The organism is Acinetobacter sp. YH12137, from assembly GCF_013418535.1.
Classification (GTDB): Bacteria; Pseudomonadota; Gammaproteobacteria; order Pseudomonadales; family Moraxellaceae; genus Acinetobacter.
Genome location: NZ_VPBW01000012.1, coordinates 14,156 through 40,023 on the forward strand (window position 1 = coordinate 14,156; position 25,868 = coordinate 40,023).

General features: G+C 43.1%; 24 protein-coding genes and 1 tRNA gene. 14 read left to right on the plus strand and 11 right to left on the minus strand.

The features are described from left to right. The first annotated feature begins 68 nt into the window (after positions 1-68). The 3 genes from FTU72_RS08200 (at position 69) to putP (ending at position 3,131) form a co-directional block, all read left to right on the plus strand. Positions 69-551 (plus strand): NfeD family protein, encoded by a 483-nt coding sequence (locus FTU72_RS08200; protein WP_004783073.1) that lies wholly within the window; start codon positions 69-71, stop codon positions 549-551. 3 nt (positions 552-554) lie between these two features. After that, positions 555-1,406: an SPFH domain-containing protein gene (locus FTU72_RS08205; protein ID WP_005234507.1), complete on the plus strand. Its 852-nt coding sequence runs from the start codon at positions 555-557 to the stop codon at positions 1,404-1,406. Positions 1,407-1,619: 213 nt separating this feature from the next. Continuing rightward, complete coding sequence (gene putP / locus FTU72_RS08210; protein WP_180052668.1) at positions 1,620-3,131, plus strand: sodium/proline symporter PutP; 1,512 nt, start codon at positions 1,620-1,622, stop codon at positions 3,129-3,131. An 83-nt stretch (positions 3,132-3,214) separates the two neighbouring features. Here the strand turns inward: putP and FTU72_RS08215 are convergent, their stop codons facing one another. After that, positions 3,215-4,123: a polyprenyl synthetase family protein gene (locus FTU72_RS08215; protein WP_004783076.1), complete on the minus strand. Its 909-nt coding sequence runs from the start codon at positions 4,121-4,123 to the stop codon at positions 3,215-3,217. A gap of 228 nt (positions 4,124-4,351) precedes the next feature. Continuing rightward, on the minus strand, positions 4,352-5,542 hold the full coding sequence (gene prpF / locus FTU72_RS08220; RefSeq protein ID WP_180012293.1) for a 2-methylaconitate cis-trans isomerase PrpF: 1,191 nt from the start codon (positions 5,540-5,542) through the stop codon (positions 4,352-4,354). Positions 5,543-5,874: 332 nt separating this feature from the next. Here prpF and FTU72_RS08225 point away from each other — a divergent pair, with 332 nt between their 5' ends. From FTU72_RS08225 to FTU72_RS08240, 4 genes are all read left to right on the plus strand, one after another. Beyond that, positions 5,875-7,227 (plus strand): amino acid permease, encoded by a 1,353-nt coding sequence (locus FTU72_RS08225; RefSeq protein WP_179993356.1) that lies wholly within the window; start codon positions 5,875-5,877, stop codon positions 7,225-7,227. Positions 7,228-7,317: 90 nt separating this feature from the next. Then, a tRNA-Arg gene (locus FTU72_RS08230) sits at positions 7,318-7,393 on the plus strand. Positions 7,394-7,730: 337 nt separating this feature from the next. Then, on the plus strand, positions 7,731-9,251 hold the full coding sequence (locus tag FTU72_RS08235; protein ID WP_179993355.1) for an outer membrane protein transport protein: 1,521 nt from the start codon (positions 7,731-7,733) through the stop codon (positions 9,249-9,251). A 321-nt stretch (positions 9,252-9,572) separates the two neighbouring features. Further along, positions 9,573-10,793, plus strand: coding sequence for an OmpP1/FadL family transporter (locus FTU72_RS08240; protein WP_180052669.1), 1,221 nt, complete (start codon positions 9,573-9,575; stop codon positions 10,791-10,793). Between the two features lie 70 nt (positions 10,794-10,863). On the opposite strand, the gene thrH is transcribed toward FTU72_RS08240, so the two are convergent. After that, positions 10,864-11,481 (minus strand): bifunctional phosphoserine phosphatase/homoserine phosphotransferase ThrH, encoded by a 618-nt coding sequence (thrH, locus tag FTU72_RS08245; protein ID WP_179993412.1) that lies wholly within the window; start codon positions 11,479-11,481, stop codon positions 10,864-10,866. Between the two features lie 208 nt (positions 11,482-11,689). Between thrH and FTU72_RS08250 the strand changes: the two genes are divergently transcribed. Together FTU72_RS08250 and FTU72_RS08255 are read left to right on the plus strand one after the other, a co-directional pair. Beyond that, on the plus strand, positions 11,690-12,424 hold the full coding sequence (locus tag FTU72_RS08250) for a phosphoadenylyl-sulfate reductase (protein WP_180052670.1): 735 nt from the start codon (positions 11,690-11,692) through the stop codon (positions 12,422-12,424). A 171-nt stretch (positions 12,425-12,595) separates the two neighbouring features. After that, positions 12,596-13,978 carry a wax ester/triacylglycerol synthase family O-acyltransferase gene (locus tag FTU72_RS08255; RefSeq protein ID WP_004783088.1) on the plus strand — a complete coding sequence of 461 codons (1,383 nt, stop codon included), beginning with the start codon at positions 12,596-12,598 and terminating at the stop codon, positions 13,976-13,978. 157 nt (positions 13,979-14,135) lie between these two features. Here the strand turns inward: FTU72_RS08255 and FTU72_RS08260 are convergent, their stop codons facing one another. The 6 genes from FTU72_RS08260 to FTU72_RS08285 form a co-directional block, all read right to left on the minus strand. Further along, entirely contained in the window at positions 14,136-14,309 is a 174-nt protein-coding gene (locus FTU72_RS08260) for a PA1571 family protein (RefSeq protein ID WP_004783090.1), read from the minus strand. Positions 14,310-14,441: 132 nt separating this feature from the next. Next, the gene (gene rng, locus FTU72_RS08265) at positions 14,442-15,896 is read right to left on the minus strand and encodes a ribonuclease G (RefSeq protein WP_005234484.1); all 1,455 of its coding nucleotides are present in this window, start codon (positions 15,894-15,896) and stop codon (positions 14,442-14,444) included. Between the two features lie 39 nt (positions 15,897-15,935). Next, positions 15,936-16,502, minus strand: coding sequence for a Maf family nucleotide pyrophosphatase (locus FTU72_RS08270; protein WP_180052671.1), 567 nt, complete (start codon positions 16,500-16,502; stop codon positions 15,936-15,938). After that, on the minus strand, positions 16,490-16,981 hold the full coding sequence (mreD, locus tag FTU72_RS08275) for a rod shape-determining protein MreD (protein ID WP_180052672.1): 492 nt from the start codon (positions 16,979-16,981) through the stop codon (positions 16,490-16,492). The genes FTU72_RS08270 and mreD overlap by 13 nt, the downstream gene beginning before the upstream one ends. Next, complete coding sequence (mreC, locus tag FTU72_RS08280) at positions 16,968-17,825, minus strand: rod shape-determining protein MreC (RefSeq protein ID WP_166139623.1); 858 nt, start codon at positions 17,823-17,825, stop codon at positions 16,968-16,970. Before mreC ends, mreD begins: the two co-directional genes overlap by 14 nt. Before the next feature lie 16 nt (positions 17,826-17,841). Beyond that, entirely contained in the window at positions 17,842-18,888 is a 1,047-nt protein-coding gene (locus FTU72_RS08285; RefSeq protein ID WP_005234480.1) for a rod shape-determining protein, read from the minus strand. A 132-nt stretch (positions 18,889-19,020) separates the two neighbouring features. On the opposite strand from FTU72_RS08285, the gene gatC reads away from it, so the two are divergent. The 3 genes from gatC to gatB are packed head-to-tail and all read left to right on the plus strand — an operon-like array spanning position 19,021 to position 22,341. Beyond that, positions 19,021-19,335, plus strand: a complete 315-nt coding sequence (gatC, locus tag FTU72_RS08290) for an Asp-tRNA(Asn)/Glu-tRNA(Gln) amidotransferase subunit GatC (protein ID WP_005234479.1) — start codon at positions 19,021-19,023, stop codon at positions 19,333-19,335. A gap of 52 nt (positions 19,336-19,387) precedes the next feature. Continuing rightward, the gene (gene gatA / locus FTU72_RS08295) at positions 19,388-20,866 is read left to right on the plus strand and encodes an Asp-tRNA(Asn)/Glu-tRNA(Gln) amidotransferase subunit GatA (RefSeq protein WP_004783101.1); all 1,479 of its coding nucleotides are present in this window, start codon (positions 19,388-19,390) and stop codon (positions 20,864-20,866) included. Beyond that, a complete protein-coding gene (gatB, locus tag FTU72_RS08300; RefSeq protein ID WP_034703392.1) occupies positions 20,866-22,341 on the plus strand; it encodes an Asp-tRNA(Asn)/Glu-tRNA(Gln) amidotransferase subunit GatB in 1,476 nt (491 codons plus the stop codon). The genes gatA and gatB overlap by 1 nt, the downstream gene beginning before the upstream one ends. 49 nt (positions 22,342-22,390) lie before the next feature. Here gatB and FTU72_RS08305 read toward each other — a convergent pair whose 3' ends face one another. After that, positions 22,391-23,092, minus strand: coding sequence for a DUF4145 domain-containing protein (locus FTU72_RS08305; protein WP_257220258.1), 702 nt, complete (start codon positions 23,090-23,092; stop codon positions 22,391-22,393). 928 nt (positions 23,093-24,020) lie between these two features. On the opposite strand from FTU72_RS08305, the gene FTU72_RS08315 reads away from it, so the two are divergent. Together FTU72_RS08315 and yddG are read left to right on the plus strand one after the other, a co-directional pair. Further along, positions 24,021-24,230: a hypothetical protein gene (locus tag FTU72_RS08315; RefSeq protein WP_179993177.1), complete on the plus strand. Its 210-nt coding sequence runs from the start codon at positions 24,021-24,023 to the stop codon at positions 24,228-24,230. A gap of 109 nt (positions 24,231-24,339) precedes the next feature. Further along, positions 24,340-25,275 (plus strand): aromatic amino acid DMT transporter YddG, encoded by a 936-nt coding sequence (gene yddG / locus FTU72_RS08320; RefSeq protein WP_180052673.1) that lies wholly within the window; start codon positions 24,340-24,342, stop codon positions 25,273-25,275. Between the two features lie 41 nt (positions 25,276-25,316). Here yddG and FTU72_RS08325 read toward each other — a convergent pair whose 3' ends face one another. Next, positions 25,317-25,811 (minus strand): hypothetical protein, encoded by a 495-nt coding sequence (locus FTU72_RS08325; protein ID WP_179993175.1) that lies wholly within the window; start codon positions 25,809-25,811, stop codon positions 25,317-25,319. Between the last annotated feature and the right edge of the window lie 57 nt (positions 25,812-25,868).

The window sequence follows — 25,868 nt, forward strand, 5'->3', positions numbered from 1 at the left end:
CTGCTACATTGGAAGTAAATCATATAAAGATGATGATTAATTAAATACTTAGCAATATAGGTCACGATATGGAATTAGTTCTTGAACCTTGGCACTGGTTTGTATTGGGAATACTTCTTATTCTGTCAGAATTACTCCTGCCCGCTTTTGCTGCCCTCTGGTTCGGGATTGGTGCCATTATGGTCGGCATTCTGTACTGGATGTTCCCGATGATGGGACTGACCACCCAGATCCTGACCTGGATCATCCTGTCTGTTCTTTGTACCTTGCTTTGGTTTAAGTTTATCAAGCCGCTTTCTATCGACAAGACCAAAGCCGGCTTGTCGCGTGAGGCCACTATTGGCCAAATTGGCATGGTGATTCAGACCGATCTTGAACAGGATCAGATTCGGGTTCGTTTTCCGCTACCGGTTCTAGGCTCGGATGAATGGGATTGCCGTGCTCTGGATAAAGTTCAGGTTGGGGATCGTGTCCGTGTTGTCGATATTCTGGGAAATGACCTGGTTGTACAGCCCCACAGCACTCAATATCAAAACGAAAAAGGTGAATAAATTATGTCTGCTGGCACTATCATTGTTATTGCGTTCTTGGCCTTTGTTGCGATTACCATTTTTAAAGGTGTACGGATTGTTCCACAAGGCTATAAATGGATTGTGCAACGTCTGGGTAAATATCACACCACGCTTAATCCTGGCCTGAATTTTGTCATTCCTTACGTAGATGAAGTGGCTTATAAAGTCACCACCAAAGATATCGTTCTGGATATTCCTTCTCAGGAGGTAATTACCCGCGATAACGCCGTCTTGCTGATGAATGCGGTGGCTTATATCAACCTGACAACTCCTGAAAAAGCGGTGTACGGGATTGAGAACTACTCATGGGCAATTCAGAACCTGGTACAAACTTCGCTACGTTCAATCGTGGGTGAAATGGATCTGGATGATGCCTTATCTTCGCGTGATCATATCAAGGCACGTTTAAAGTCCAGCATTTCTGATGATATTTCAGACTGGGGAATCACCTTAAAGACGGTTGAAATTCAGGATATTAAACCTTCTGTAACCATGCAGACGGCGATGGAAGAACAGGCAGCGGCAGAGCGTCAACGTCGTGCAACCGTGACTAAAGCGGATGGTGAAAAACAGGCCGCTATTCTGGAAGCTGATGGTCGTCTGGAAGCGTCACGTCGTGATGCAGAAGCACAAGTCGTACTGGCAGAATCTTCCCAACGTGCGATTGATATGGTGAGTCAGGCAATTGGTGACAAGGAAATTCCTGTGGCTTATCTGTTGGGTGAACAATATGTCAAAGCCATGCAGGATATGGCCAAATCTCCAAATGCCAAGACTGTGGTCTTGCCTGCCGATGTGCTGAATACCATCCGTGGTGTAATGGGACGTCACTAAATTTCAGAGATACTTCACAATAGGCAACCAATTGGTTGCCTATTTTCTTTCAAAATAAGAAAATCTCAGCAAAGATTGTGAATTTATGGTTAAATTTCGCGTTTATTTTTGAAATCCTCTGGATTCGATGTTGCTTGGCTTTCGGATTAAAGTCTTTCGCATCTGTCATAATCCTTGTTTCGATCTACTGTCCAACTTAAAAATGGATACCGTATGAGCTCCCTAAATCCAACCTTAATTACCTTTCTTTTTTATATTGTCGGCATGGTCGTGATTGGCCTGATGGCATACCGTGCGACAAACAACTTTTCTGATTACATCTTAGGGGGCCGACGTTTAGGTAGTTTCGTAACTGCACTTTCTGCAGGGGCTTCCGACATGAGTGGCTGGCTGCTGATGGGCTTGCCGGGCGCAATTTATCTTTCAGGTTTATCCGAAATGTGGATTGCGATTGGTCTGATTATCGGTGCATGGCTGAACTGGCTGCTGGTTGCGGGCCGTTTAAGGGTCCATACCGAAGTCCAGCATAATGCCCTGACCCTGCCGGATTATTTCTCGAATCGCTTCAATGACCAGAAAAAAATCCTGCGTGTGGTTTCTGCATTCGTCATTCTGATTTTCTTTGCGATTTACTGTGCTTCCGGTATGGTTGCAGGCGCACGTCTGTTCGAAAGCATGTTTGGCATGTCTTACAGCACTGCGCTCTGGATCAGTGCCATTGCCACCATCAGCTATGTGTTTATTGGTGGCTTCCTGGCGGTGAGCTGGACCGATACCATTCAGGCAGGTCTGATGATTTTCGCCCTGTTGCTGACGCCAATCGTGACATTGATGGCATTTTCAGATATGTCCCAAGTGACTTTGGCACTGGAAGCTGCTCGTCCTCAAGCAATGAATATTCTGGGTGATCTGAGCGTTGTTGCGATTATTTCCCTGCTTGCCTGGGGTCTGGGTTACTTTGGCCAGCCGCATATTCTGGTGCGCTTCATGGCAGCAGATTCGGTCAAGTCGATTCCAAATGCACGCCGTATCGGCATGACCTGGATGATTCTATGTCTGGGTGGTGCGGTGGCAGCCGGCTTCTTCGGGATCGCCTATTTCCAGCAGCATCCAGAACTGGCAGCTGCAGTGAATGCCAATCCTGAAACAGTATTTATGGAACTGACCAAAATCCTGTTCAATCCATGGATTGCCGGTGTGGTTCTGGCGGCAATTTTGGCCGCGGTGATGAGTACGCTTAGCTGTCAGTTACTGGTTTGTTCAAGTACCCTGACTGAAGACTTTTATAAATCATTCCTACGTAAAAATGCCTCACAAAAAGAACTGGTTTGGGTCGGTCGTTTGATGGTGCTTCTCATTGCTTTATTGGCAATCTGGATGGCTGGTAATCCTGAATCTAAAGTCTTGGGTCTGGTGGCGTATGCTTGGGCAGGTTTTGGCGCTGCTTTTGGTCCACTGATTATTCTGTCTTTGTTCTGGAAGCGCATGACCTTGAATGGCGCCTTGGCAGGCATGATCGTTGGCGCATGTATGGTAATTCTGTGGAAGAATACTATTGGTGGAACAGGTCTTGGTTTTATTCCAGCCGGCATCTATGAAATTATTCCAGGTTTTATCTGCTCATGGATTGCGATTGTGGTTGTGAGTCTATTAGGCAAAGCGCCAACAGCTGAAATTACGACACGCTTTGAACAGGCAGAACGTCTGTATAACGAAAGCAAGTAATTCAATATAAAAGAAAAGAGGACTTTAAGTCCTCTTTTTTATGCTTGTTTTAAGCTGATTTCAGGAAGATTAGTTTATTAAAATCAGCTTTTACGTGTCAGCAAGAACTGGGTAATCTGCATCAGGTCATCGGCTTGACTTTCAAAATGATTCAGTGCAGTCATGGCCTGATCATGTAATTGCTGTGCATAGGCTTGGGCTTTCTCTAAACCCATCAATGCTGGATAAGTTGACTTCTCCACCTGTTCATCCTTGCCCGCCGTTTTACCCAGCACTTCTGTATCAGAAATAATATCCAGAATATCGTCCTGCACCTGGAAAGCAAGACCAATGGCTTGCCCGAATTCACGCAATTTTGGAATGGCCAGATCAGTCCCTTCAAAGATCGTCACCGCTGCCATCATGATCGCTGCACTGATCAAAGCTCCGGTTTTATTTCGGTGAATGGTTTCCAATGCTTCCTGATCAATTTTTTTGCCTTCGGCCTGTAAATCCAGTACCTGACCATTGACCATTTTCGAGGAAGCAGTCGCCAGAATCTGCATCTGCTTCAAGACAATCGCAGGTTCTACTGCAGGCCCCTGATCAAACAGACGACTACCCAGAATTTCAAACGCCATAGATTGCAAAATATCACCCGCCAAAAGAGCCGTATCTTCACCAAAAGCAGCATGACAGGTTGGCTGACCACGACGTAACAAGTCATTGTCCATACATGGCAGATCATCATGTGCCAGTGAATAGCAATGAATAAACTCGATCGCAACTGCGGCACGGCGTACCGCAGCACTATTCTGATTCGGCTTTAATGCAGCAGTGGCATAACAGAGCGCTGGACGTACCCGCTTTCCTCCTAGCATTACGGCATGATGTACTGCCGACTTTAACGGTTCTGGAATGGAAAAGGCTTCCAAAGCAGTCATTAAATCGTGTTGAATCCGTTGTTGTGCTTGAGTTAGTGCATGGGTTGATACGTCAGTGATAGATGACACATTCGCCTCGAATACGTAGCCAGAATAATAAAATGACAGTTTATAAGTGCCTGTCTGTTATCAGGCATTGTACCTAGAATTGCATTGAATTTTCATTCTTAAATCCAAATGTTGTTTCATAATTCTGTATTGAGACTGAAAATAATCAAATCAGAAATATCTTTTTTAATAAAAAAACCACCAGAGAACTGATGGTTTTACTTAGGCTAATTTTCTCAAGGAATAATTTTAAGAGAGAACATCTTCAGGGACACGCACCCAACCTTCCATTAGCACACGCGCACTACGACTCATGATGGCTTTTTTTACTTTCCATTCTCCATTTTCCTGCACTGCTTGCGCACCCACTCTTAAGGTACCGGAAGGATGACCAAAGCGGACTGATTCACGTTCACCGCCACCCGCAACACGATTGACCAAAGTTCCCGGAATCGCTGCCGCTGTTCCAATCGCTACAGCGGCTGTTCCCATCATGGCATGATGCAACTTACCCATCGATAAGGCACGGACCAGAATATCGCTATCTGTTTCAGTGACTTCCTTACCACTAGAGGACGTATAAGTCTTTGGCGGAGCCACAAAAGCGATCTTTGGCGTATGCTGACGTGTAACAGCTTCACTAATGTCCTGAATCAGACCCATCTGTTGAGCAGCATAGGCTCGGATGGTTTCAAACTTCACCAAGGCAGCTGCATCATTATTGATATGGTCCTGTAACTCGGTACCGTTATAGCCCAGATCTTCTGCCTTTAAGAAAACTGTCGGGATCCCGGCATTAATCATCGTTACTTCAAAGCTGCCAATATTCGGTACTTCTAGCGTATCGGTTAAATTTCCGGTCGGAAACATTGAACCGCCCTCGGCATCATCATCGGCAGGATCCAGAAATTCAATCTGTACTTCGGCTGCTGGGAAAGTTACGCCATCCAGCTCAAAATCACCTAATTCCTGAACCTGACCATTCTGCATCGGTACATGGGCGATAATGGTTTTCTGAATATTCGCCTGCCAGATTCGCACCGTACACAGCCCATTTTCAGGAATACGTGCAGGATCGACCAGGCCATTGGAAATCGCAAATGCCCCAACTGCTGCAGTCAGATTGCCACAATTACCACTCCAGTCCACAAAAGGTCGATCAATCGATACCTGACCAAAAAGATAATCCACATCATGATTTTCTTGCTGACTTTTAGACAGAATCACAGTTTTGCTGGTACTTGAACTGGCACCGCCCATCCCATCAATCTGCTTGCCATATGGATCCGGGCTGCCGATCACTCTTAATAATAACTGGTCCCGAATTCGGCCTGCCTGTTGTGCAGCAGCAGGTAAATCGTCCAGTTTAAAGAACACCCCTTTACTGGTGCCTCCGCGCATGTAAGTGGCCGGGATTTTGATTTGGGCAGCGAAACTCATGAATACTTTCTTCCTCTGGCTTGTCTTTATTCTGATCAAAATTATTGAATATTTCTGAGACGAGTATAATCGGTTTAAAGCCAAGTAGCTGCCTTGCCCGACCTAAGTATAAAAAAACAGCATTTGTGTCGAGTTAAAAAAACAGCAAACTCATCAGTTACATTTTCAATAAAATTAATATATTGATTCACATATCTTTTATTCTATTTATTTTTATAATTTTTTTTTATAAATACGATAATAATATTTCATCCAGACGGGTGCTCTAGGCTTCTTATCTTTGTTCCATTACAATCTTTATACCTATTTCTTACATTGTCGGGCTGAACACTTTGAATAACGAGTCTTCACAACTTCAGCGTGGCTTAAAGAACCGTCATATTCAGTTGATCGCCATGGGCGGTGCAATTGGCACAGGCTTATTCTTAGGTTCCGCACAGGTGATCCAATCTGCGGGTCCTTCTATTATTCTTGGCTATGCCATTGGTGGCTTAATTGCATTCTTAATCATGCGTCAATTGGGTGAGATGATTGTTCATGAACCTGTAGCAGGTTCATTCAGCCATTTTGCTTATAAATACTGGGGCAAATTCCCTGGTTTCCTTGCGGGTTGGAACTACTGGATCTTATATATCCTGGTGGCTATGACCGAGCTCACCGCCGTTGCAAAATATATTAATTACTGGTGGCCTCATATTCCTGCTTGGACCTCAGTCCTGTTTTTCTTCATCGTAATTACGCTGGTCAATCTCGGCAATGTGAAATTCTACGGTGAATCAGAATTCTGGCTGTCTATTGTGAAAGTGACTGCGGTCGTTTCCATGATTGTCTTTGGTCTCTATCTGATCCTGACTGCTGATGCCTCTTCAGGTGCTTCTTTCAGCAACCTTTGGACAGCAGGCGGTTTCTTCCCGAATGGTTTTGAAGGCTTATTCTATATGCTGGCCTTCCTGATGTTTGCCTTCGGTGGGATTGAACTGATCGGGATGGCGGCAGCAGAAGCTGAAAATCCAGAAAAAACCATTCCAAAAGCGATTAATCAGGTCGTATTCCGTATTCTGGTATTCTATGTAGGTGCATTGACCATTCTATTGTCTTTAGTACCTTGGAATCAGTTAGAGCTTGGCGGCCTAGATAAAAGCCCGTTTGTGATGATCTTCAGCCAACTAGGCATTGACTGGGCAGCACATCTGCTGAACTTCATCATCCTGACAGCGGCACTCTCTGTTTATAACAGTGGTATGTATGCCAATAGCCGTATGCTTTATGGTCTGGCACAGCAAGGTAATGCCCCTAAAATCTTCAAGACTGTGAACAAACAGGGGGTTCCTATTCCTGCAGTACTGTTCTCTGCCCTGCTGATTTTCGGCTGTGTACTCCTAAACTACTTTGTTCCTGAAGATGCCTTAAGTCACCTGATGTATGTGGTGGTAGGTGCATTGGTACTGAACTGGGCCATGATTAGCTTGACCCACTTCAAGTTTATGCAAAGCATGAAGCAGTTAGGACAAAAGACCAGTTTCCCTGCATTGTGGTCACCTGCAAGTAATATTCTGGTTTTAGCTTTCATTGCAACCATTCTTTACATCATGTGGACACAAGGCTTTAAAGAATCAGTACTGATGCTTCCGATCTGGGTAGTGATCATGTTTATTCTGTTTAAGGCACTGCGCCCTAAGAATTAATCAAAAAATCTTTTAATCGATGATTTTTAAAGTTATTGCTTCGGCAATAACTTTTTTTTTGCATTTTTTACAGTACAATAGCCTTCTTTCGCGCCCTTAGCTTAACTGGATAGAGCAGTTGCCTCCTAAGCGACCGACGTGGGTTCGAGTCCCGCAGGGCGCACCATCCTTTCAAAATGTGATCTATACTTCAAAAAATTAGCGTTAATCTTCATATTTTTAGAATATTTTTTATACAAAAAATCATTTTTTCTCCATTATTTTATTTCTTTTACTTTCAAATACTTATTTTAAAATACAGCTATTTTTTGGTGCAAAAACTCTATTTTGGTGCTTTTTTAGACTAATTAGTTTTTTCTAGAGCATTTACTCTTATTTTAATTGTGCTATTTTTGTCACATGGAGTAACAAATGATTGCGGATAAATACCCGAAATCTCCAAGAATTTAATAAGTGCAAACAACAACGCTAGATATAAATTTGTACCTCAAGGAAAGACGTAAATGAAATTAAAAACATTAACTACTGCAATGATTCTCGCAACTGTACCAATGACGGGTGCATTTGCTGCGGCAATGGACCGTTCAGGCCAATCTATTGCAGCCTTCCTACAACCTGGTAACTATTTTGAAGCAGGTATTTCTGTTTTAGATGCAGATGTCTCAGGACAAGAAGCTGGCGAATTAGACACACGTCGTTCAATTAGCGATATGGCTGACAGCTATTATTTTCCTCATGCTGCATTAAAATTACAACTTACAGATAAGTTTTCATTTGGTCTCTTATATGACCAACCTTTTGGTGCAAATGCAGAATATAGCGGTAATAACGCTTTTGTATCTCAAGGAACTGACCAAGTTCTCACTCCATCAAGTATCGCGAATATTACTCAAAATTCAGTTAGTCAATTAGTGCAAGCAGCTGGAGCTAGTTTTGCTCCAGCTTTGACTGCTGTTACAGCAGCTGCACCAGCAGGCACTCCACAGCAGAGCTTAGTACTAGGTGCTTTACAGCAAGTTGCTGCATCAAATCCAATCGTTGCAGCAGGCTTACAACAATTACAAGGAACTCAAACTGCTTTAGTGAATGCTAATGCTGCATTAGGTCAAGGCAATACTGAGGTTGAGGTACATACACAAAATCTTAGTTTTGTTTTTGGCTACCAACCAACCCAAAACTGGAATATCTATGCAGGACCAGTATATCAAACTGTTAAAGGCGACTTAAAATTACGCGGACAGGCATATAGTATTTTTAATGGCTATGATGCAAATTTCAAAGAGACAGGAGACTTAGGATGGTTAGCAGGTATGGCTTTCCAAATTCCTGAGATTGCCTTAAAAGCTTCTTTAACTTATCGCTCTGAAATCGACCATAATGCGAGCACTACTGAAAGATTATCAGTTTTAAATAATCCTCTTGCTGCTGCATCAGTTACAGGACTCTTAAATGGTTTAGGTGTACCAACTACTTATACAGATGCAATGACTGAATCTGGTAAAACCAAAATTACTACTCCGCAATCTGTAAACTTAGACTTCCAAACAGGTATCATGGCAGATACCGTAGCATTTGCTAATGTACGTTGGGTAGAGTGGTCTAATTTCTCTATTCGCCCATACCAGTTTGGTAAAATAAGTGAAGCTGTTGGACAATTAGATTCTGTGAATCGTCCAGATGGTTTCCACGTAGTTGAATATGATAAAGATCAATGGTCTGCAACAGTAGGTGTAGGTCGTAAGCTTTCTGAGCAATGGGCTGGGAATGTCTCTGTGGGTTGGGATTCTGGTGCAGGTAATCCAGTTTCAACACTTGGACCAACAGAAGGTTATTGGAATGTTGGTTTAGGCGTTCAATTTAGTCCTACTCCAGCTACATTTATTGCTGGTGGTGTGAAATACTTCTGGTTAGGTGATGCAGAATCACAAACTGCAGCTCAAGTCGGTGAAGATAACCGTATTGTTGGTGACTTCAGCGATAACCATGCAATCGCATATGGCTTAAAAATGGGCTATCGCTTCTAATTCCTGATAGTTAATAAAGACCACCTTCGGGTGGTTTTTATTATCCCAATTATATTTTTATACACCTGTATACTATTCGATGCTTTTATCACCAATCAAATTTTGCCTAAATTTTGTTTTTAATATATTTTGATAAAAATTATTATTTGTTTATTTTCATTAAGTTAATCAAAAAAATATAGTATAAATACTCTAAGCAATCATTTTTTATAACCGCCATAGTTCATTTCTTGGACGAAGTGGAGCATTTACTCTTTTTAAATTTGTGTTACTTTTCCACAACTTTTATTAATATTTATGCAACATTGTCAAGGATGAGCCATGAAGCTTAAGCCAATCTCTATCGTTATTCTTCTTTCTAGCCTGCCTACTTCTCTCGTGTTCGCTGCCGGTTTAGACCGTTCAGGCCAGTCTATTCAGGCTTTTTTACAACCTGGTAACTATGCGGAAGCGGGTATTTCTGTTTTAGATCCAGAAGTTCAAGGTAAAGACAATGCCGGCAATAAAGTCAGCGATATGGCTGAAGATTACTACTTCCCTACTGCTGCTATAAAAATTCAGGCAACTGATAAAATATCTCTGGGTTTACTTTATGACCAGCCATTTGGAGCTGACGCTCAATATGCGCCTGAATCTAATGCTTTTGCTACAGTAAATACCAATACTGGTGTATTGGAGGGCACTTCTGTTGAAGTAAAAACCAATAGCATTACAGCACTTATAGGGTATCAGCCAAATGAGAACTGGAATGTTTATGCCGGACCTGTCTATCAAAGCGTAAAGGCGAAAGTCTCCCTACGTGGTACAGCTTATAGAGGCCCGCAAGTTCTTGGCGGTTATGATATTGACCTTAAAGAAAGTGAAGCTTACGGTTGGTTAGCTGGTTTTGCATATTCTATTCCTGAAATTGCCTTAAAAGCTGCTGTGACTTATCGCTCTGAAATTAAACATGAATTAGATACCACAGAAACCTTCGGTTTTGGTACAGATGGGGCTTTATATATTCCTAGATTAACTGGCACATTATTGGGTAAACCAGTAATTCCAACTTACCATAAAGCGGAAATTACTACACCACAATCAGTCAACATTGACTTACAGTCAGGCATTGCAAAAAATACCTTAGCCTTTGCTAATATTCGCTGGGTACATTGGGATCAGTTTGCAGTAAAACCTGCTTATTTATCTCAGCTAACTGGCGCACTCACCGGAAAACAGCAGAATCTTGTCGATTATTCAGATGATCAATGGTCTGCAAATGTGGGTTTAGGTCATAAATTTAACGTTAAATGGTCAGGCTCTGCTGCTGTAGGTTATGACTCTGGTGCAGGAAACCCGGTAACCACCTTGGGTCCAACTGAAGGTTATTGGAGTGTCGGTCTAGGCGGCCAATACAGCCCTGCAGAAAACTATTTTATCCAGGCTGGGGTTAAATACTTCTGGCTAGGAGATGCACAAGCACAAACAGGTGGTGAAGTAAAAGGTAGCTTTGAAGACAACCATGCCATGGGTTATGGCCTAAAAATCGGCTACCGTTTCTAAGCAATAAAGAGTTTTACTCTAATAAAAAAAGGCACTCTTTGGTGCCTTTTTTTAATTTCAAACTTAAAAATTAAGCTGGAATATCACGTACTGAAGCATTACGAATCGCTTCTTTTAACGCATCATAACCACGAATTGGCGGGAATTGCGGGAATTCAGCAATCACATTTTCAGGCGCATCAAATAGGAAACCATGATCTGCTTCACCTAGCATCGTGGTATCATTATAAGAATCTCCTGCTGCAATCACACGGAAGTTCAAGCCATGTAATGCTTTTACGGCTTGACGTTTTTGGTCCGGCTGACGAAGTTTATAAGCAGTGATCATGCCCTCTTCATCAGTTTCCAGCTTATGACAGAAAATCGTTGGCCAGCCTAGTTGCTTCATTAGAGGATGAGCAAATTCATAGAAAGTGTCAGACAGAATAATCAGCTGAAAATGAGTACTTACCCATTCTACAAATTCCTTGGCGCCTTCAAATGGCCCCATATCCGCAATCACAGCCTGGATATCATTTAGACCCAAACCATGCTGTTTTAAAATATTCAAACGCTGGGTCATCAACACATCATAGTCAGGAATATCACGTGTCGTTGCTTCGAGCTCTTTAATACCTGTTTTTTTAGCAAAATTGATCCAGATTTCTGGAACCAAAACGCCCTCTAGATCTAGACATACGACTTCCATGAAGCATCCCCTCAGTTGTATTGAAAAAATTTTGCCCTATCATAGCTGAAGAAAAAGATTTTGCACTGTTCTTTTTTAAATCTGTTTTTTTCATAAGTATTTATTTTTTAGTGATAAGTAGCTTTGGGCATTTCTATTAAAATAGAATAAATCTGAAATAAATTCATATAGGCCACGTCATTTCCAAGCCTATGCCGCCAGGACTCATATGACCAAAATCCCCACTATTGCTATGGTAGATGCGCTTGCATCTGAATATGCAGATAAATCACCAAGTGAAATTTTAGCGCTTGCTCTCGAGCAGGAAGGCGAAATTGCCATTTCATTTTCTGGTGCAGAAGATGTTGTACTGATTGATATGGCATCTAATTTAGGTAAACCTTTCCGGGTATTTAGCCTGGATACAGGGCGTCTGCATGCTGAGACTTATCAATTTATTGAAAAGGTTCGTCAGCACTATAATATTGATATCGAAATCTGCTTCCCGGAAACAGATGCGATTCAACAACTGACGACTGAAAAAGGTTTGTTCAGTTTCTACCGTGACGGCCATCAGGAATGTTGCGGAATCCGCAAGGTGCAACCTTTACGCAAAAAACTGGCAACTTTAGATGGCTGGATTACCGGTCAGCGTAAAGACCAAAGCCCGGGAACACGTAATGACATTCCAGTGGTTCAATCTGATGAAGGTTTTTCTGGTCCAGGCAAACAGCTGATTAAATATAATCCCCTTGCCAACTGGTCTAGTGTAGATGTGTGGAATTATATCCGAATGATGGAAATTCCATACAACCCACTACATGAAAAAGGTTTTACCTCCATTGGCTGTGAACCTTGTACCCGTCCTGTGCTGCCAAATCAGCATGAACGTGAAGGACGCTGGTGGTGGGAAGAAGCCACCCATAAAGAATGTGGCTTGCATGCCGGGAACTTGAAAAAATAATCTTAAAAAACCATCCGTTCGTCGGGTGGTTTTTTGTGAACCAATCGGCTACAGAAAAATCAGTACCTTTATGCGACAAAATCGCTATACTTTGTAATGTGATACCAATAATTCTAACAAGGTTGCTTATACATGAGCAGCTGAAGAAAATGCAGTGAGGCAATCTACGCTATGCGTCCATTACATCCGATTGACTTTATTTTTTTGTCTTTAGAGAAACGGCAGCAGCCTATGCATGTAGGCGGGTTATTTTTGTTTCAAATTCCTGACAATGCACCAGCCTCTTTTATCCGGGATCTGGTGACTGATATTCGCAATTCCAAATCCTCACCGATTCCTCCATTTAATAACTATTTAAACGGTTTATTTTGGGATGAAGATGAAGAGTTTGATTTAGATCATCATTTTCGTCATATTGCCTTACCGAAACCTGGGCGTATCCGCGAGCTGCTGACTTATATTTCCCAAGAACACAGCGCACTGATTGACCGCGCTAAACCTTTATGGACCTGTCATATTATTGAAGGCATTGAAGGCAACCGTTTTGCCATGTACTTCAAGATTCACCATGCGATGGTAGATGGTATTGCAGGCATGCGTCTGGTAGAAAAATCACTTTCCCATGATCCACATGCGAAAAGTATTGTGCCACCTTGGTGTGTAGAAGGTCCACGAGCAAAACGTCTGAAAGCGCCGAAAGTCAGCCGCATGAAGAATGTGTTACAGGCGATTAAAGGCCAGCTGGAATGTACGCCACGAGTGGCTTATGAATTATCACAAACCGTACTAAAAGATATGGGGCGTAACCCGGATTATGTGTCCAGCTTTCAGGCACCAAGTTCTATTTTAAATCAGCGTGTCAGTGCCTCACGTCGTTTCGCAGCACAATCTTTTGAGTTCTCGCGTCTGCGTCATATTTCTAAAGCTTTAGGTGTAACGATTAATGATATCGTGTTAGCGATCTGTTCAGGTGCCTTACGCGAATATTTACTCACACAAAATGCCTTGCCGAAAAAACCATTAATTGCAATGGTGCCCGCTTCTGTACGTAGCGATGACTCCGATGTTTCCAACCGTATTACCATGATTCTGGCGAATCTGGGCACGCATAAGGATGATCCTTTGGAGCGTCTTAAAACGGTACGTCGCAGTGTACTCAGTGCTAAAGAACGCTTTAAGCGCATGAATGCCAATCAGATTCTGAACTATAGTGCTTTTGTCTACGGTCTTGCAGGATTCAATATTGCATCTGGCTTAATGCCAAAACGTCAGGCATTTAACGTGATCATTTCCAATGTCCCTGGTCCTCAGGAACCTCTGTACTGGAATGGCGCACGTTTGGAAGCCTTATATCCGGCTTCGATTGTACTGGATGGACAGGCACTGAATATCACCATGACCAGTTATATGGACAAGCTTGAAGTAGGTCTTACTGCTTGCCGTAATGCTCTACCCAAAATGCAGAATCTATTGACTCATCTTGAAGAAGAAATTCAACGCTTCGAACGGATTGTGGATGGTGAACCCGTCCCAAAGTTGAAAGCGGTCAGTTAGCCGCGGACGAATAAAATCTGGCAATGGACTGCTAAAAAGTGTGTGAGCACTTTTGCCAATCATTTAGTAAAAAATAAAGGGGCAATTTAAGCCCCTTTATTTTATTCTTTTTACAGTTTGAATGAAATTCATACAACCGCAATCTATTTTGGTTTAATTAACTTTTAATAGTACGACATTGTTTCAATAACTGATGGCAGACAGAGCGAATCATAGAAGCTGTAATCTGAACTTCATTCCCGCGTTCATCCACAATATATCCTGCATGCACAGCCTTTGGTTCTAATACGTGTTTCAAGCTTTTATTGATTACAACTTTACTCATACTCATCATAGACTCCTTTTGCTAAGCCTAGAACTGGGAGAAAGGCTTTGGCTAATTTGATGTTTCTAGTATTGTAAATATCAGTAGAGTTGTAAAATTTCAGATGTAACAAGTGTTTAACGATATTCTGTTACAATTTCAGCTGAGAATGATATCGTATTGCTCTTGTGTGTATAAATTTTCGACCTGGAATTTAATTACACGATTAATAAAGTGTTCCAGATCCGCCACAGCCGGGGCTTCTGCAGTCAACAGCCGATCAATCACTGCCGGATGGGCAACTACAGTAAAGCCACTTTGTGATTCATAAGCGCGAGCATAGCGCAGGATTTCCCGAAAGATTTCGTAACACACTGATTCTGCTGTTTTCACATATCCACGTCCCTGACAGGTCGGACAGGACTCGCATAACAAGTGTTCCAAAGACTCACGGGTACGCTTACGCGTCATCTCCACCAACCCCAGTTCAGACACCTGGGTGATCTTGGTTTTGGCATGATCACGTTCCAGCATTTTCACAAACTGGTTCATCACCTCTTCACGGTGCTGGGCTTCCTGCATGTCAATAAAGTCAATGATGATAATACCGCCCAGATTACGCAGACGCAGCTGACGTGCAATCACCTGTGTGGCTTCCATATTGGTTTTAAACACCGTATCTTCCAGCGAGCGACCGCCCACATAAGAACCGGTATTAACATCAATGGTGGTCATGGCTTCAGTCTGGTCAATCATCAGATAACCGCCGGACTTCAGTGCGACACGGGTTTGTAAAGCCTTTTGCAGATCTTCTTCGACATTGTACAAATCGAAAATTGGTCGCTCGCCCGGATAATGTAGCAAACGGTCTTTCATGTTCGGCACGAACTCATCCACAAACTCTTTCAGCTTGCCGTGGATTTCGCGTGAATCGATATAGATCTTTTCGGTTTCTTCATTGGCCAGGTCACGAATGACACGCTGTGGCAAAGGCAGTTCTTCAAAGATCAATGAAGGCACTGCGATTACTTTTTGTTTGCGCTGGATGTATTCCCACAGTTTGGCTAAGTAAGCCATATCCTGTGCAATCGCCTCTTCTTCAATGCCATCCGCAGCAGTACGGACAATCACGGAGCCTGGCAACTTGTGTTCTGCCTGAATACGCTCAATGATCGAGCGTAAACGATTGCGTTCATCTTCGGATTCAATCCGCTGCGATACGCCAATATGATTGCCATATGGCATCAGGACCAAATAACGTGAAGGAATAGAAAGATCAGTAGATAGGCGTGCGCCCTTGGTACCGAGCATGTCTTTCATCACCTGAACGGTAAGAATCAGACCCGGCTGCAGCAGTTCGAATACATTCGGCGTTGGCTGGTTACGTGGCCAGACCATGTCATTGATATGCAAAAATGCCGTTCTGGACAGGCCAATATCAACAAAAGCGGCCTGCATGCCCGGCAAGACCCGGACCACTTTTCCTTTATAGATATTCCCGACCAATCCGCGCTTGGCCGTACGCTCGACAAACAGTTCATTCACCGTGCCGTTTTCAATCAACGCCACCCGACATTCCATCGGTGTGACGTTAATCAACAACTCGTCAGACATAACAACACTCAAAACATTATAAGAATTCTTTTTCAGCAGTTAATTTAGTGCCTTAACCGTCTGCAATAACTGTACTGTTTCATATAGTGGCAACCCCACTACATTCGAATAACTACCTTCTATTCTTGGAATATAACGCGCTGCAATTCCCTGTATTGCATAGGCGCCTGCTTTCCCAAGCGGCTCACATGTTGCCCAGTAACTTTCCATATCATGGCTATTTAGTGGCTGAAATTCAACCTGTGTACGAACTACTATACTGTATTTTTCTTCTTTTGTGCGGACGCACACTCCAGTATACACATCATGCCATCTCCCTGAAATTTTTTCCCACATTTCAAAGGCATGCTGTTTGGATTCAGGTTTCCCCAAAATCTCATTATTCACACCTAAACTGGTATCCGCAGCAATAATAATGGCATCCGGAAACAGCTTGGCCACCGCTTCCGCTTTGACTTGCGCCAGACGTTCGACATAGGCTGCAATGGACTCATTTTCCAGTACAGATTCGTCTACATCTGGGCTACAGATCTCAAAGTTCAGCCCGAGTTGCTGCAAAAGTTCACGGCGTCGGGGTGAGCTGGAAGCGAGGATTAAATGCGCCATTTTCTCAAAAAGTAATAAAGCACTGGCCATATGATGACACTAGTCAGCATGGGAATCCAATGTCGTGCAAATGAGAATTGTACGCCGGTCGAAATCTGGGCAAAGAAGATAATCATCAAATGTGCCAGAATCGCAATTGCCGTAATGACCCATAAATTAGCAAAGGTCAGAATACGGCGCTCACGGGTCAGGAAACGTGTCACAAAAGCAATGATGATAAAGCTAAGTGCATTGAGACCTAAAGGCGCATCAAGCAGTAAATCAATGAAGATCCCGGTAGCAAATGCAAACCAGATCCCGCACCAGGTCGGCTGACACAATACCCAGAACAGCATAACCATTAACATAAATAATGGACGCCATCCCGAAGTCTCGTAAGACAGTGGATAGACTGAGAGAACAGAAGCCACGATCACCGAAATGACAATGGCAAATAAAGGATCACGATGTGTTTTAGGTCGCATCTTAGCGATTGACATGCGGTTGCTCCATCGCTAATGAGTCAGAGAACAGCACGACGACATGATGACCACCGGCCAACTGTGCCGCTGGAGTAACATCAATCTGGGCAAATTCCCCTGAATTATGCCGTTTCACATTGGATACTGTTCCCACCAGATAACCTGCCGGAAAATGCTGTCCCAGACCTGAACTGTAAACTTTTTCACCAACTTTGATATTGGCGCTGGTCGGTACATATTCCATTTTCAGGCGTCCCAGATCCCCGGTCCCTGACACAATGGCACGCATGCCGGTATGTTCCAGACGTACAGACAAGGAGTGTTCTTTATCAGAGAGCAGCATGACCCGGCTACTATGCGGATAGACATCAATAATCTGTCCCATAATCCCCATGTCATCCAGTACGGTCTGACCGACTTTCAGCTTGTTATTGGAACCACGGTTGATCACGATGATATGGCGCAACGGATCAGCATCGGTACCAATGACCTCAGCAATTTCCATACGTCCATCAAGAATCAGAGGGGTATCTAAAAGACCGCGTAAACGAGTATTTTCTGCAGAAAGTTCTGCAATTTTTTGTAGGCGAACTTGCGCCTGCAATAGCTCAGCCTGCATCGCGGTATTTTCACGACGCAGTTGCGCTTCAGATTTGGTTTGTTGATTCAGCCATTCTCGCGACAGTACCGGATAGCTGGCCACGGCATAAATGGGGTTATAGGCCGCGTACAAGACATCCCTTGCAGGTTGAACAACATGTGGCATGCGCCAGTCAAAGAACAGCACCACCAGACATGTTATCAGTGCAATGATAAAAGAGCGAAAAGATGGCGGTTGTCGAGAAAACAGATGTGCTTGCACCCGCCGAATCCTTGTCTTAGCCTACAAATAACATGTCATGATTTGGATTGTCGAAGAATTCGAGTACCTTACCGCCACCACGAGTCACGCAAGACAGTGGATCTTCAGCAACCACAACAGGCAGACCTGTTTCTTTTGCAAGCAGCTTGTCCAGGTTACGCAGCAATGCACCACCACCGGTCAACACGATCCCGCGTTCAGCGATGTCAGAAGACAGTTCAGGAGGTGTTTGTTCCAATGCAGATTTCACCGCAGACACGATGTTTTGTAGTGGATCAGAGATCGCTTGAGTGACTTCATCCGAGTTCACCACAATCGCGCGAGGCACACCTTCAGCCAGGTTACGGCCACGAACTTCAATTTCCAGCGGTTTTGCACCTTCATCTGGAAGTGCCATGCCAACTTCTTTTTTGATCACTTCAGCTGTGGTTTCACCGATCACGCAACCATGTGCCTTACGCACGTAGTTGATGATCTGTTCATCAAATACATCACCGCCAATACGCAGCGAGTCTGCATATACACAGCCCTGTAATGAAATTACTGCAATCTCAGTTGTACCGCCGCCCACATCAACAACCATCGAACCACACGCCTGCTCAACCGGCATGCCTGCACCAATTGCAGCTGCCATCGGCTCTTCAATCAGACGTACTTCACGCGCACCCGCATTATAAACTGCTTCACGGATCGCACGGCGTTCAACCAGTGTCGATTTACATGGCACGCAAACCACCACGCGTGGCGCTGGCGGGAATAAACGTTTTTCGTGTACCTTACCAATGAACTGATTTAACATGGTTTCGGTCACTTCGAAATCCGCAATCACGCCGTCTTTCATCGGACGGATTGCAGAAATATTTGCTGGGGTACGACCAAGCATTTGTTTCGCGTCAAGACCTACGGCAGCAACAATTTTATGTGAACCACTGTGACGGATGGCTACAACCGTCGGTTCATTTAATATAATGCCTCGTCCTGGCGCATAAATAAGTGTATTTGCAGTACCTAAATCAATAGCGAGATCTGGCGAAAACAAGCCTATTAGTCGTTTTAGAATCACGGGGACGTTCTCAGTTAAACTTTATATGGACGCAAGGTGGCCACTTTAACTAAATGTGATGATTTGGACAAGTCAATCGCTTATCATAAGGCATGATAATTTGAATTTTTTTAATACTGATTAGGTAATATTATGTCTACATCGGATGCACAGTCTTCTGCAGATTTAAATGCAGAAACAGTTTCAGCTATTGCCAACCTCGCAAGGTTATCTCTTAATGATACGCAATCTGCTGAATATGCTCAAAGTTTAAATAAAATTTTAGGCATGATGGAAACCCTGAAAGGCATCGATACTGACGGTGTTGAACCACTGAAAAGCCCTTTCGACCACCCACAGCCTTTACGTGAAGATGTCGTGTCGGAAAGCAATCATCGTGAAGAATACCAAGCAGTTGCACCTGCTGTACAGGACGGTTTGTATCTCGTCCCACGCGTGATTGAGTAATTACTACCCAGTTCATTCTTTTTATTAAATTAAACGTAAAGAATTATTTCTCATGACAGATTTACACCGCTTATCCATTCGTGAACTGACTGAAGGTTTGGCAAATGCTCAATTTTCATCCCGCGAATTGACTCAACACTATTTAAAACGCATCGAAAAAATTGATGCACAGGTCAAAGCTTATGTGACCGTGACTGCTGAACAGGCATTAGCTCAAGCTGATGCTGCCGATGCTGCAATCAAAGCTGGCAATGCCACTGCCCTGACTGGCGTGCCCATTGCACATAAAGATATCTTCTGTACCCAAGGCATTAAAACCACTGCCGGTTCTAAAATGCTGGACAATTTTATCTCTCCTTACGACGCGACCGTTGTAGCGAAAGGTAAAGCTGCGGGCTTAGTCACACTTGGTAAAGTGAACATGGACGAATTCGCCATGGGTTCAACTTCCGAGTCTTCTTATTTTGGCGCGACCAAAAATCCTTGGGCACTGGATCACGTTCCGGGCGGTTCTTCAGGCGGTTCTGCTGCAGTTGTTGCTGCGGATTTAGCGCCATTTGCAACCGGTACGGATACCGGTGGTTCAATCCGTCAACCAGCATCTTTCTGTGGTCTGACTGGTTTAAAACCGACTTATGGCCGTGTATCACGTTTTGGTATGATCGCGTATGCATCATCTCTAGACCAAGGCGGCCCAATGGCACGTTCAGCTGAAGACTGTGCTTACCTGATGAATGTGATGGCTGGTCACGATGCTAAAGATTCAACATCAATGGATAAAGATGTTGATGACTATGTGGCAAACCTGAACGGGACTTCTGTAAAAGGTCTGCGCATTGGTATTCCAAAACAGTACTTCAATGTTGAAGGTCTGGATGCAGACGTGAAAGCACGTGTTGAAGAATCATTGAAAAAACTGGAAGAAATGGGTGCAACTCTGGTTGAGATTGATCTCAACATGACAGAAGCTTATGTTCCAACTTACTATCTGATCGCACCGGCTGAAGCATCTTCTAACCTGTCTCGTTATGACGGCGTACGTTATGGCTACCGTTGTGAAGAGCCAAAAGATCTTCTCGACCTTTACAAACGTTCCCGTTCAGAAGGGTTCGGTGCTGAAGTTCAGCGTCGTATCCTGATCGGTACTTATGCTCTGTCTGCTGGTTATTACGATGCTTATTATGTGAAAGCACAAAAAGTACGTCGTTTAATCCAGCAAGATTTTTTAAAAGCATTTGAATCTGTAGATGTCATCGCTGCGCCTTCTGCACCGACTACTGCATACCGTATCGGTGCAAACCTGTCTCCGGTTGAAATGTACCTAGGTGACATCTATACCATCGCGGTAAACCTTGCAGGTCTTCCTGCGATTAACGCGCCTGTTGGTTTTGACAAAGACAACTTGCCAGTTGGCTTACAGTTGATTGGTAACTACTGGTCAGAATCGCAATTGTTGTCTGTGGTACACCAGTATCAACAAGCAACGGATTGGCATACTAAACGCGCTGCAATTGCTGAGGAGAATGCATAATGGCTAAAAACGCTGCTAAACCAAAATCTAACCTGATTGACGGTTGGGAAGTCGTTATTGGTATCGAGATTCACACTCAGCTTGCGACTAAATCTAAAATCTTCTCTGGTTCATCGACCGAGTTTGGTAATGATCCAAACACTCAAGCCAGCCTTGTAGATTTGGCCATGCCGGGCGTGTTGCCAGTACTGAACAAGGAAGTGGTTGATCTTGCGATTCGCTTTGGTCTGGGTATCGATGCGTATATCGATCAGGCTTCTGTATTTGCACGTAAAAACTATTTCTACCCGGATTCTCCAAAAGGCTACCAGATCAGCCAGATGGACAATCCGATTGTGGGCTTGGGTCATATCGACATTCAACTTGAAGATGGCACAGTAAAACGCATTGGCGTGACACGTGCACACCTTGAGGAAGATGCGGGTAAATCAATCCATGACCAGTTTGAAGGCATGTCAGGTATCGACTTGAACCGTGCCGGTACGCCGCTTCTTGAAATCGTATCTGAACCGGATATGCGTTCTGTTGAAGAAGCAGTAGCCTACATTAAAGCGATTCATACGCTAGTACGCTGGTTAGGTATTTCTGACGGTAACATGGCAGAAGGTTCGTTCCGCGCGGACTGTAACGTGTCTTTACGTCGTCCGGGTCAACCCTTCGGTACACGTTGTGAATTGAAAAACCTGAACTCATTCCGCTTCATTGAGCAGGCGATCAATGTTGAAATTGAACGTCAAATGGAAATTCTGGAATGGGACGGCACCATCGACCAAGAAACTCGTTTATTCGACCCTGTGAAGATGGAAACCCGTTCAATGCGTTCTAAAGAAGAAGCGAACGATTACCGCTACTTCCCTGATCCAGACTTGTTGCCTGTGGTGATTCCAGATGCGCAAATCGAAGCGATTAAAGCGCAAATGCCTGAGCTGCCTGCTGCACGTCGTGCGCGTTTCGTGGCTGACTTCGGTGTGACTGAGTATGATGCTCACGTACTGACACTGACTCGTGAAATGTCAGAATTTTACGAAGAAGTCGTTAAGGCTGCTGGCGGTGCTGCACAAGGTAAGATTGCTGCGAACTGGGTGATGGGTGAATTCTCAGGTGCTTTAAACAAAGCTGGCCTAGACCTTGCTGACTCTCCTGTGTCGAGTGAGAAATTGGGCGGTATGATTGCGCGTATTGTCGACAACACCATTAGCGGTAAGATCGCGAAACAGGTGTTTGGCTTTATGTGGGAAGAAGGCAAAACTGCGGATGAAATTATTGCTGAGAAAGGTCTGAAACAGGAAACTGATACAGGTGCGATTGAAGCAATCATTAAAGAAGTGCTCGCTGCCAATGAGAAGATGGTTGAAGAGTATAAATCTGGTAAAGAGAAAGCCTTTAACGGTCTGGTTGGTCAAGTGATGAAAGCGTCACGTGGTAAAGCCAACCCTGCTCAAGTGAATGAGTTGATGAAGAAATTGATTGGTTGATTTGATCTTTCTTTATAAAGAAACCCGCTTTAAAGCGGGTTTTTTACATTTAAATTGAAGCTCTTTTTTGTTCAGGAAATAGTGCATTTATCTCCTCTATTTCCTTTGGCTTTGTAATTGCATAATCCACTATTAAATTTATATAGGTGAAAATAGCTGGATTAATATCTTCTAGAACTTCATCACAAATAATTCCTGGATGAACATTTGCGTTACCAATTAATCTAATATTATCTGCAGCTTGGGCAACTTTTATTGGGATAATTTGTTGTTTTGCTAATTCTTCGATCGACTCTTTAATATTTTTCCTCTTCACATCTAAATGATGACATAATTTTTCTAATGCTAAACGAATCAATGCTGCAGCTGAACGGGGTGATAATTCAAAAATTAAGGCTGCCTCTATATAAAGTTTTTTCACATTTCCGGGCATATCAGCATTGGCATTTGGAATATCCTTATTCGCAATCTCTTGAATAGGATACAATCTAGTTAATTCATTATTATCTCTTGGCTCATGAAAATTATTTGGAGGCAACCAATCCATCTCTGGCGCATGGTTATACCATATATTGTTATTATCACATGAAGCACAATTAGCTTGATGTACCCTTGTTCTAATATAAAAATCATTACCCACTGGATCTTGTGAAATAACATATAAGTTATTCCACTCCATATAAGCAAAAGCTCCACAATGAGGACATTTAAAACTTTTTTGATTGAGAATTGTCTTTGGTTCTTCTGACATTTTGACTTTATTATGAACTTAGATACTTTTATTTAACATTTATCAATACCAATCAGCAAGTTTAAAAAGTTCAACTATTGTATGAAAGCCATTTAAGAATATGACCATCAAAAAAGTATCCTCTTTCGCCAAACTCGAAGACTTAGGACGAATTCAACTTTCAAAGTCTTTCTTTATGCGTGACTTTCTGTATAGCGAAATCGCTAATTGGTACGGTGTACCAAACTTCCCCGACCATCCTGACATTGCCATTCGTACAGGCACAAAACTCTGTGAAGAATTACTTTAACCTCTCCAAGACAAATTTGGGCGTATCACCATTCGATCTGCTTATCGTTCACCAAGCGTCAATCAGCTTGGTAATGAAAAAGGATATAATTGCGCCAGCAACGAGAAAAACTTTGCTAGCCATATTTGGGATTATCCAGACGAAAAAGGTTATGGTGCAACAGCGTGTATCGTTATTCCTTCATTTCTAGAACTGTATGAAAAAGATCAAACCACCTGGCAACAGCTTGCATACTGGATTCATAACAATCTGAACTATAGCCACCTACAATTTTTCCCAAAACTTTGCGCTTTTAATATTGGCTGGCATGAACAGCCTGCACGGGAAATTTATAGTTATATTCAGCCAAAAGGTTATTTGCTGCGAGGTGAAGTGGTGAATCCAGATTTTGAAAAGTTTTATCCTGATTTGTTGTAATTCTTTCTCCCTCACCCCCTTGCGAAGCAGTGCTTCTCATCCCATAGAGAGAGGGAGAAATCATTCCTAATTAAAAGCCGCTATAAATTTAATATTGGAAGTTCCCTCTCCTTTTAGGAGAGGGTTAGGGAGAGGTATTTCTAAAACGAAGTACAAGTGAGGATTAGAGAAAAGTCAAATTTCTGCTATAAAATCAAAAACAAACCGAAGAAAAATAAAAACATGTCAAATCACATTATCTTACTCAGCATTATCCTGATCATTCTTGTGTTCATCATTGGCGCATATCAGTCAAGAAGACGTAAATCTATCAAACCACGTACACTCACAGCCAGACAAAGCAAAATTGCCAACCTTTCCGATGGTATCGAGCTAATTTTCACGCCCATTTTCTGGATCATTAAACTCATGATCGGGATATTCAAATCATAAAGCGGTTGTTAACGATTTTTTTGAATTTGATCATAAAATCGTGTCTGTCCCATATTGAAAATCACTCAACAGGAATACAATCTGCACATTCTCCCATCCCGCCCTTACCATGTCGAAAAACCTCGCTACGCTGATTGGCTTAAGTGCCATTTTACAGTGGTCATCTATCGTGGGATTACTCAAAAAAATCAGTTTTAGTATTGGACCTGATCTGGCTGTACTTATGATGTATAGCTTAAGCACCCTGCTCTTACTGGCTGTTTTTGGCGTTCCCAAACTCAAAACCATACCCAAATTTTATCTGCTCAGTGCAGCTGCATTATTTCTGGTATATGAAATCTGCTTTGCCTATGCCGTAGCACTCGCACAAACTGCACAGCAAGCCATTGAAATTAGTCTGGTGAATTATCTGTGGCCCAGTATGACCATCGCCATGCTCATTCTATTTCATGAACTAAAATTTCACAGCTTGGTGGTGGTAGGGCTCAGTATTAGTCTGGCAGGTATTTTTTATATCCAGACGGGCAACGGCGATATTCATTTAGCAACCGTCATTCACAACATGCAGGCCAATCCAACCAGTTACATATTGGCATTCATTGGGGCGAGTTTATGGTCGTTATATTGTGTATTTACCAAAAAATACAGCCAAGGACATAACCCAATCGTGTTCTTTTTCGCGATGGTAAGTGTGGTTCTCTGGAGCAAGACGCTGCTGTTAGATCACGAACAACTGCCGCAACTTCTTAATATTGACTTGAATATTATGCTGTATATGTTGCTGGTTTCGGTCGTAACTGGATTGGGCTATGCAGCCTGGAATATCGGGATTAATCAGGGTAATATCGCAATGCTGGTCGCGTTATCTTATTTTAGCCCGATCTTTTCGTCTATCATTTCGATGTGGGTACTGAATACCAGTCTATCGCATACCTTTTGGATCGGTACGATGATGGTCACCTTAGGTTCATTTATTTGCTGGCTATCGACCAACTGGAATGAAATTCGAGACCGCCTGTTTCCAGGCAAGCTCTATAAAACTTAAACTACATTTTTGCGGTTTAAGTTTACTGCATCTGCAATTCATTAACGGGTGATGCCTAATTTATTCCACACCTCAGGGGTCAAAAAAGTTGTAACCAGTTTGCTCATATCGATATATTTAAGTACGCCACTTAGCTGACTTTTAATTTCCGGATTTTTCAGTATTTCCTGACCTGTGACCTGCCCAAGCTCCTGGAAACTTTCGCCCACTGCTTGTACTCCTTCAGCCTGAATCACCGCTTTGGTTTGGGTTGGACATTGCTCAACCAGAATCCGCTGTAAAACCGTCACTAAATTTCTGTCGAGTGTTTCCTTTTGAGTTGCAGTTACATTGCTAAAAGCTTTCAGATCGGGATGATTACCCAATGCCACAAAGGTCCATTGCAAGACTGTGGTTTTATCAGTGGCCGTCGTGGATTTCATTAAACAGTCACTAAGCTGATCAACTGTTGGACCGGCTGTCGCAATCTGAGTTGCACCCAGCAATGCTGTAGTCATAAAGACTGCCCGAAGACCCGATAAAGCTTTGAATCCCATATTCCTTTCCTTTTTCACCCGTTCAAACTGCTTGAACAATGCAGTTTCTTTGTAGCA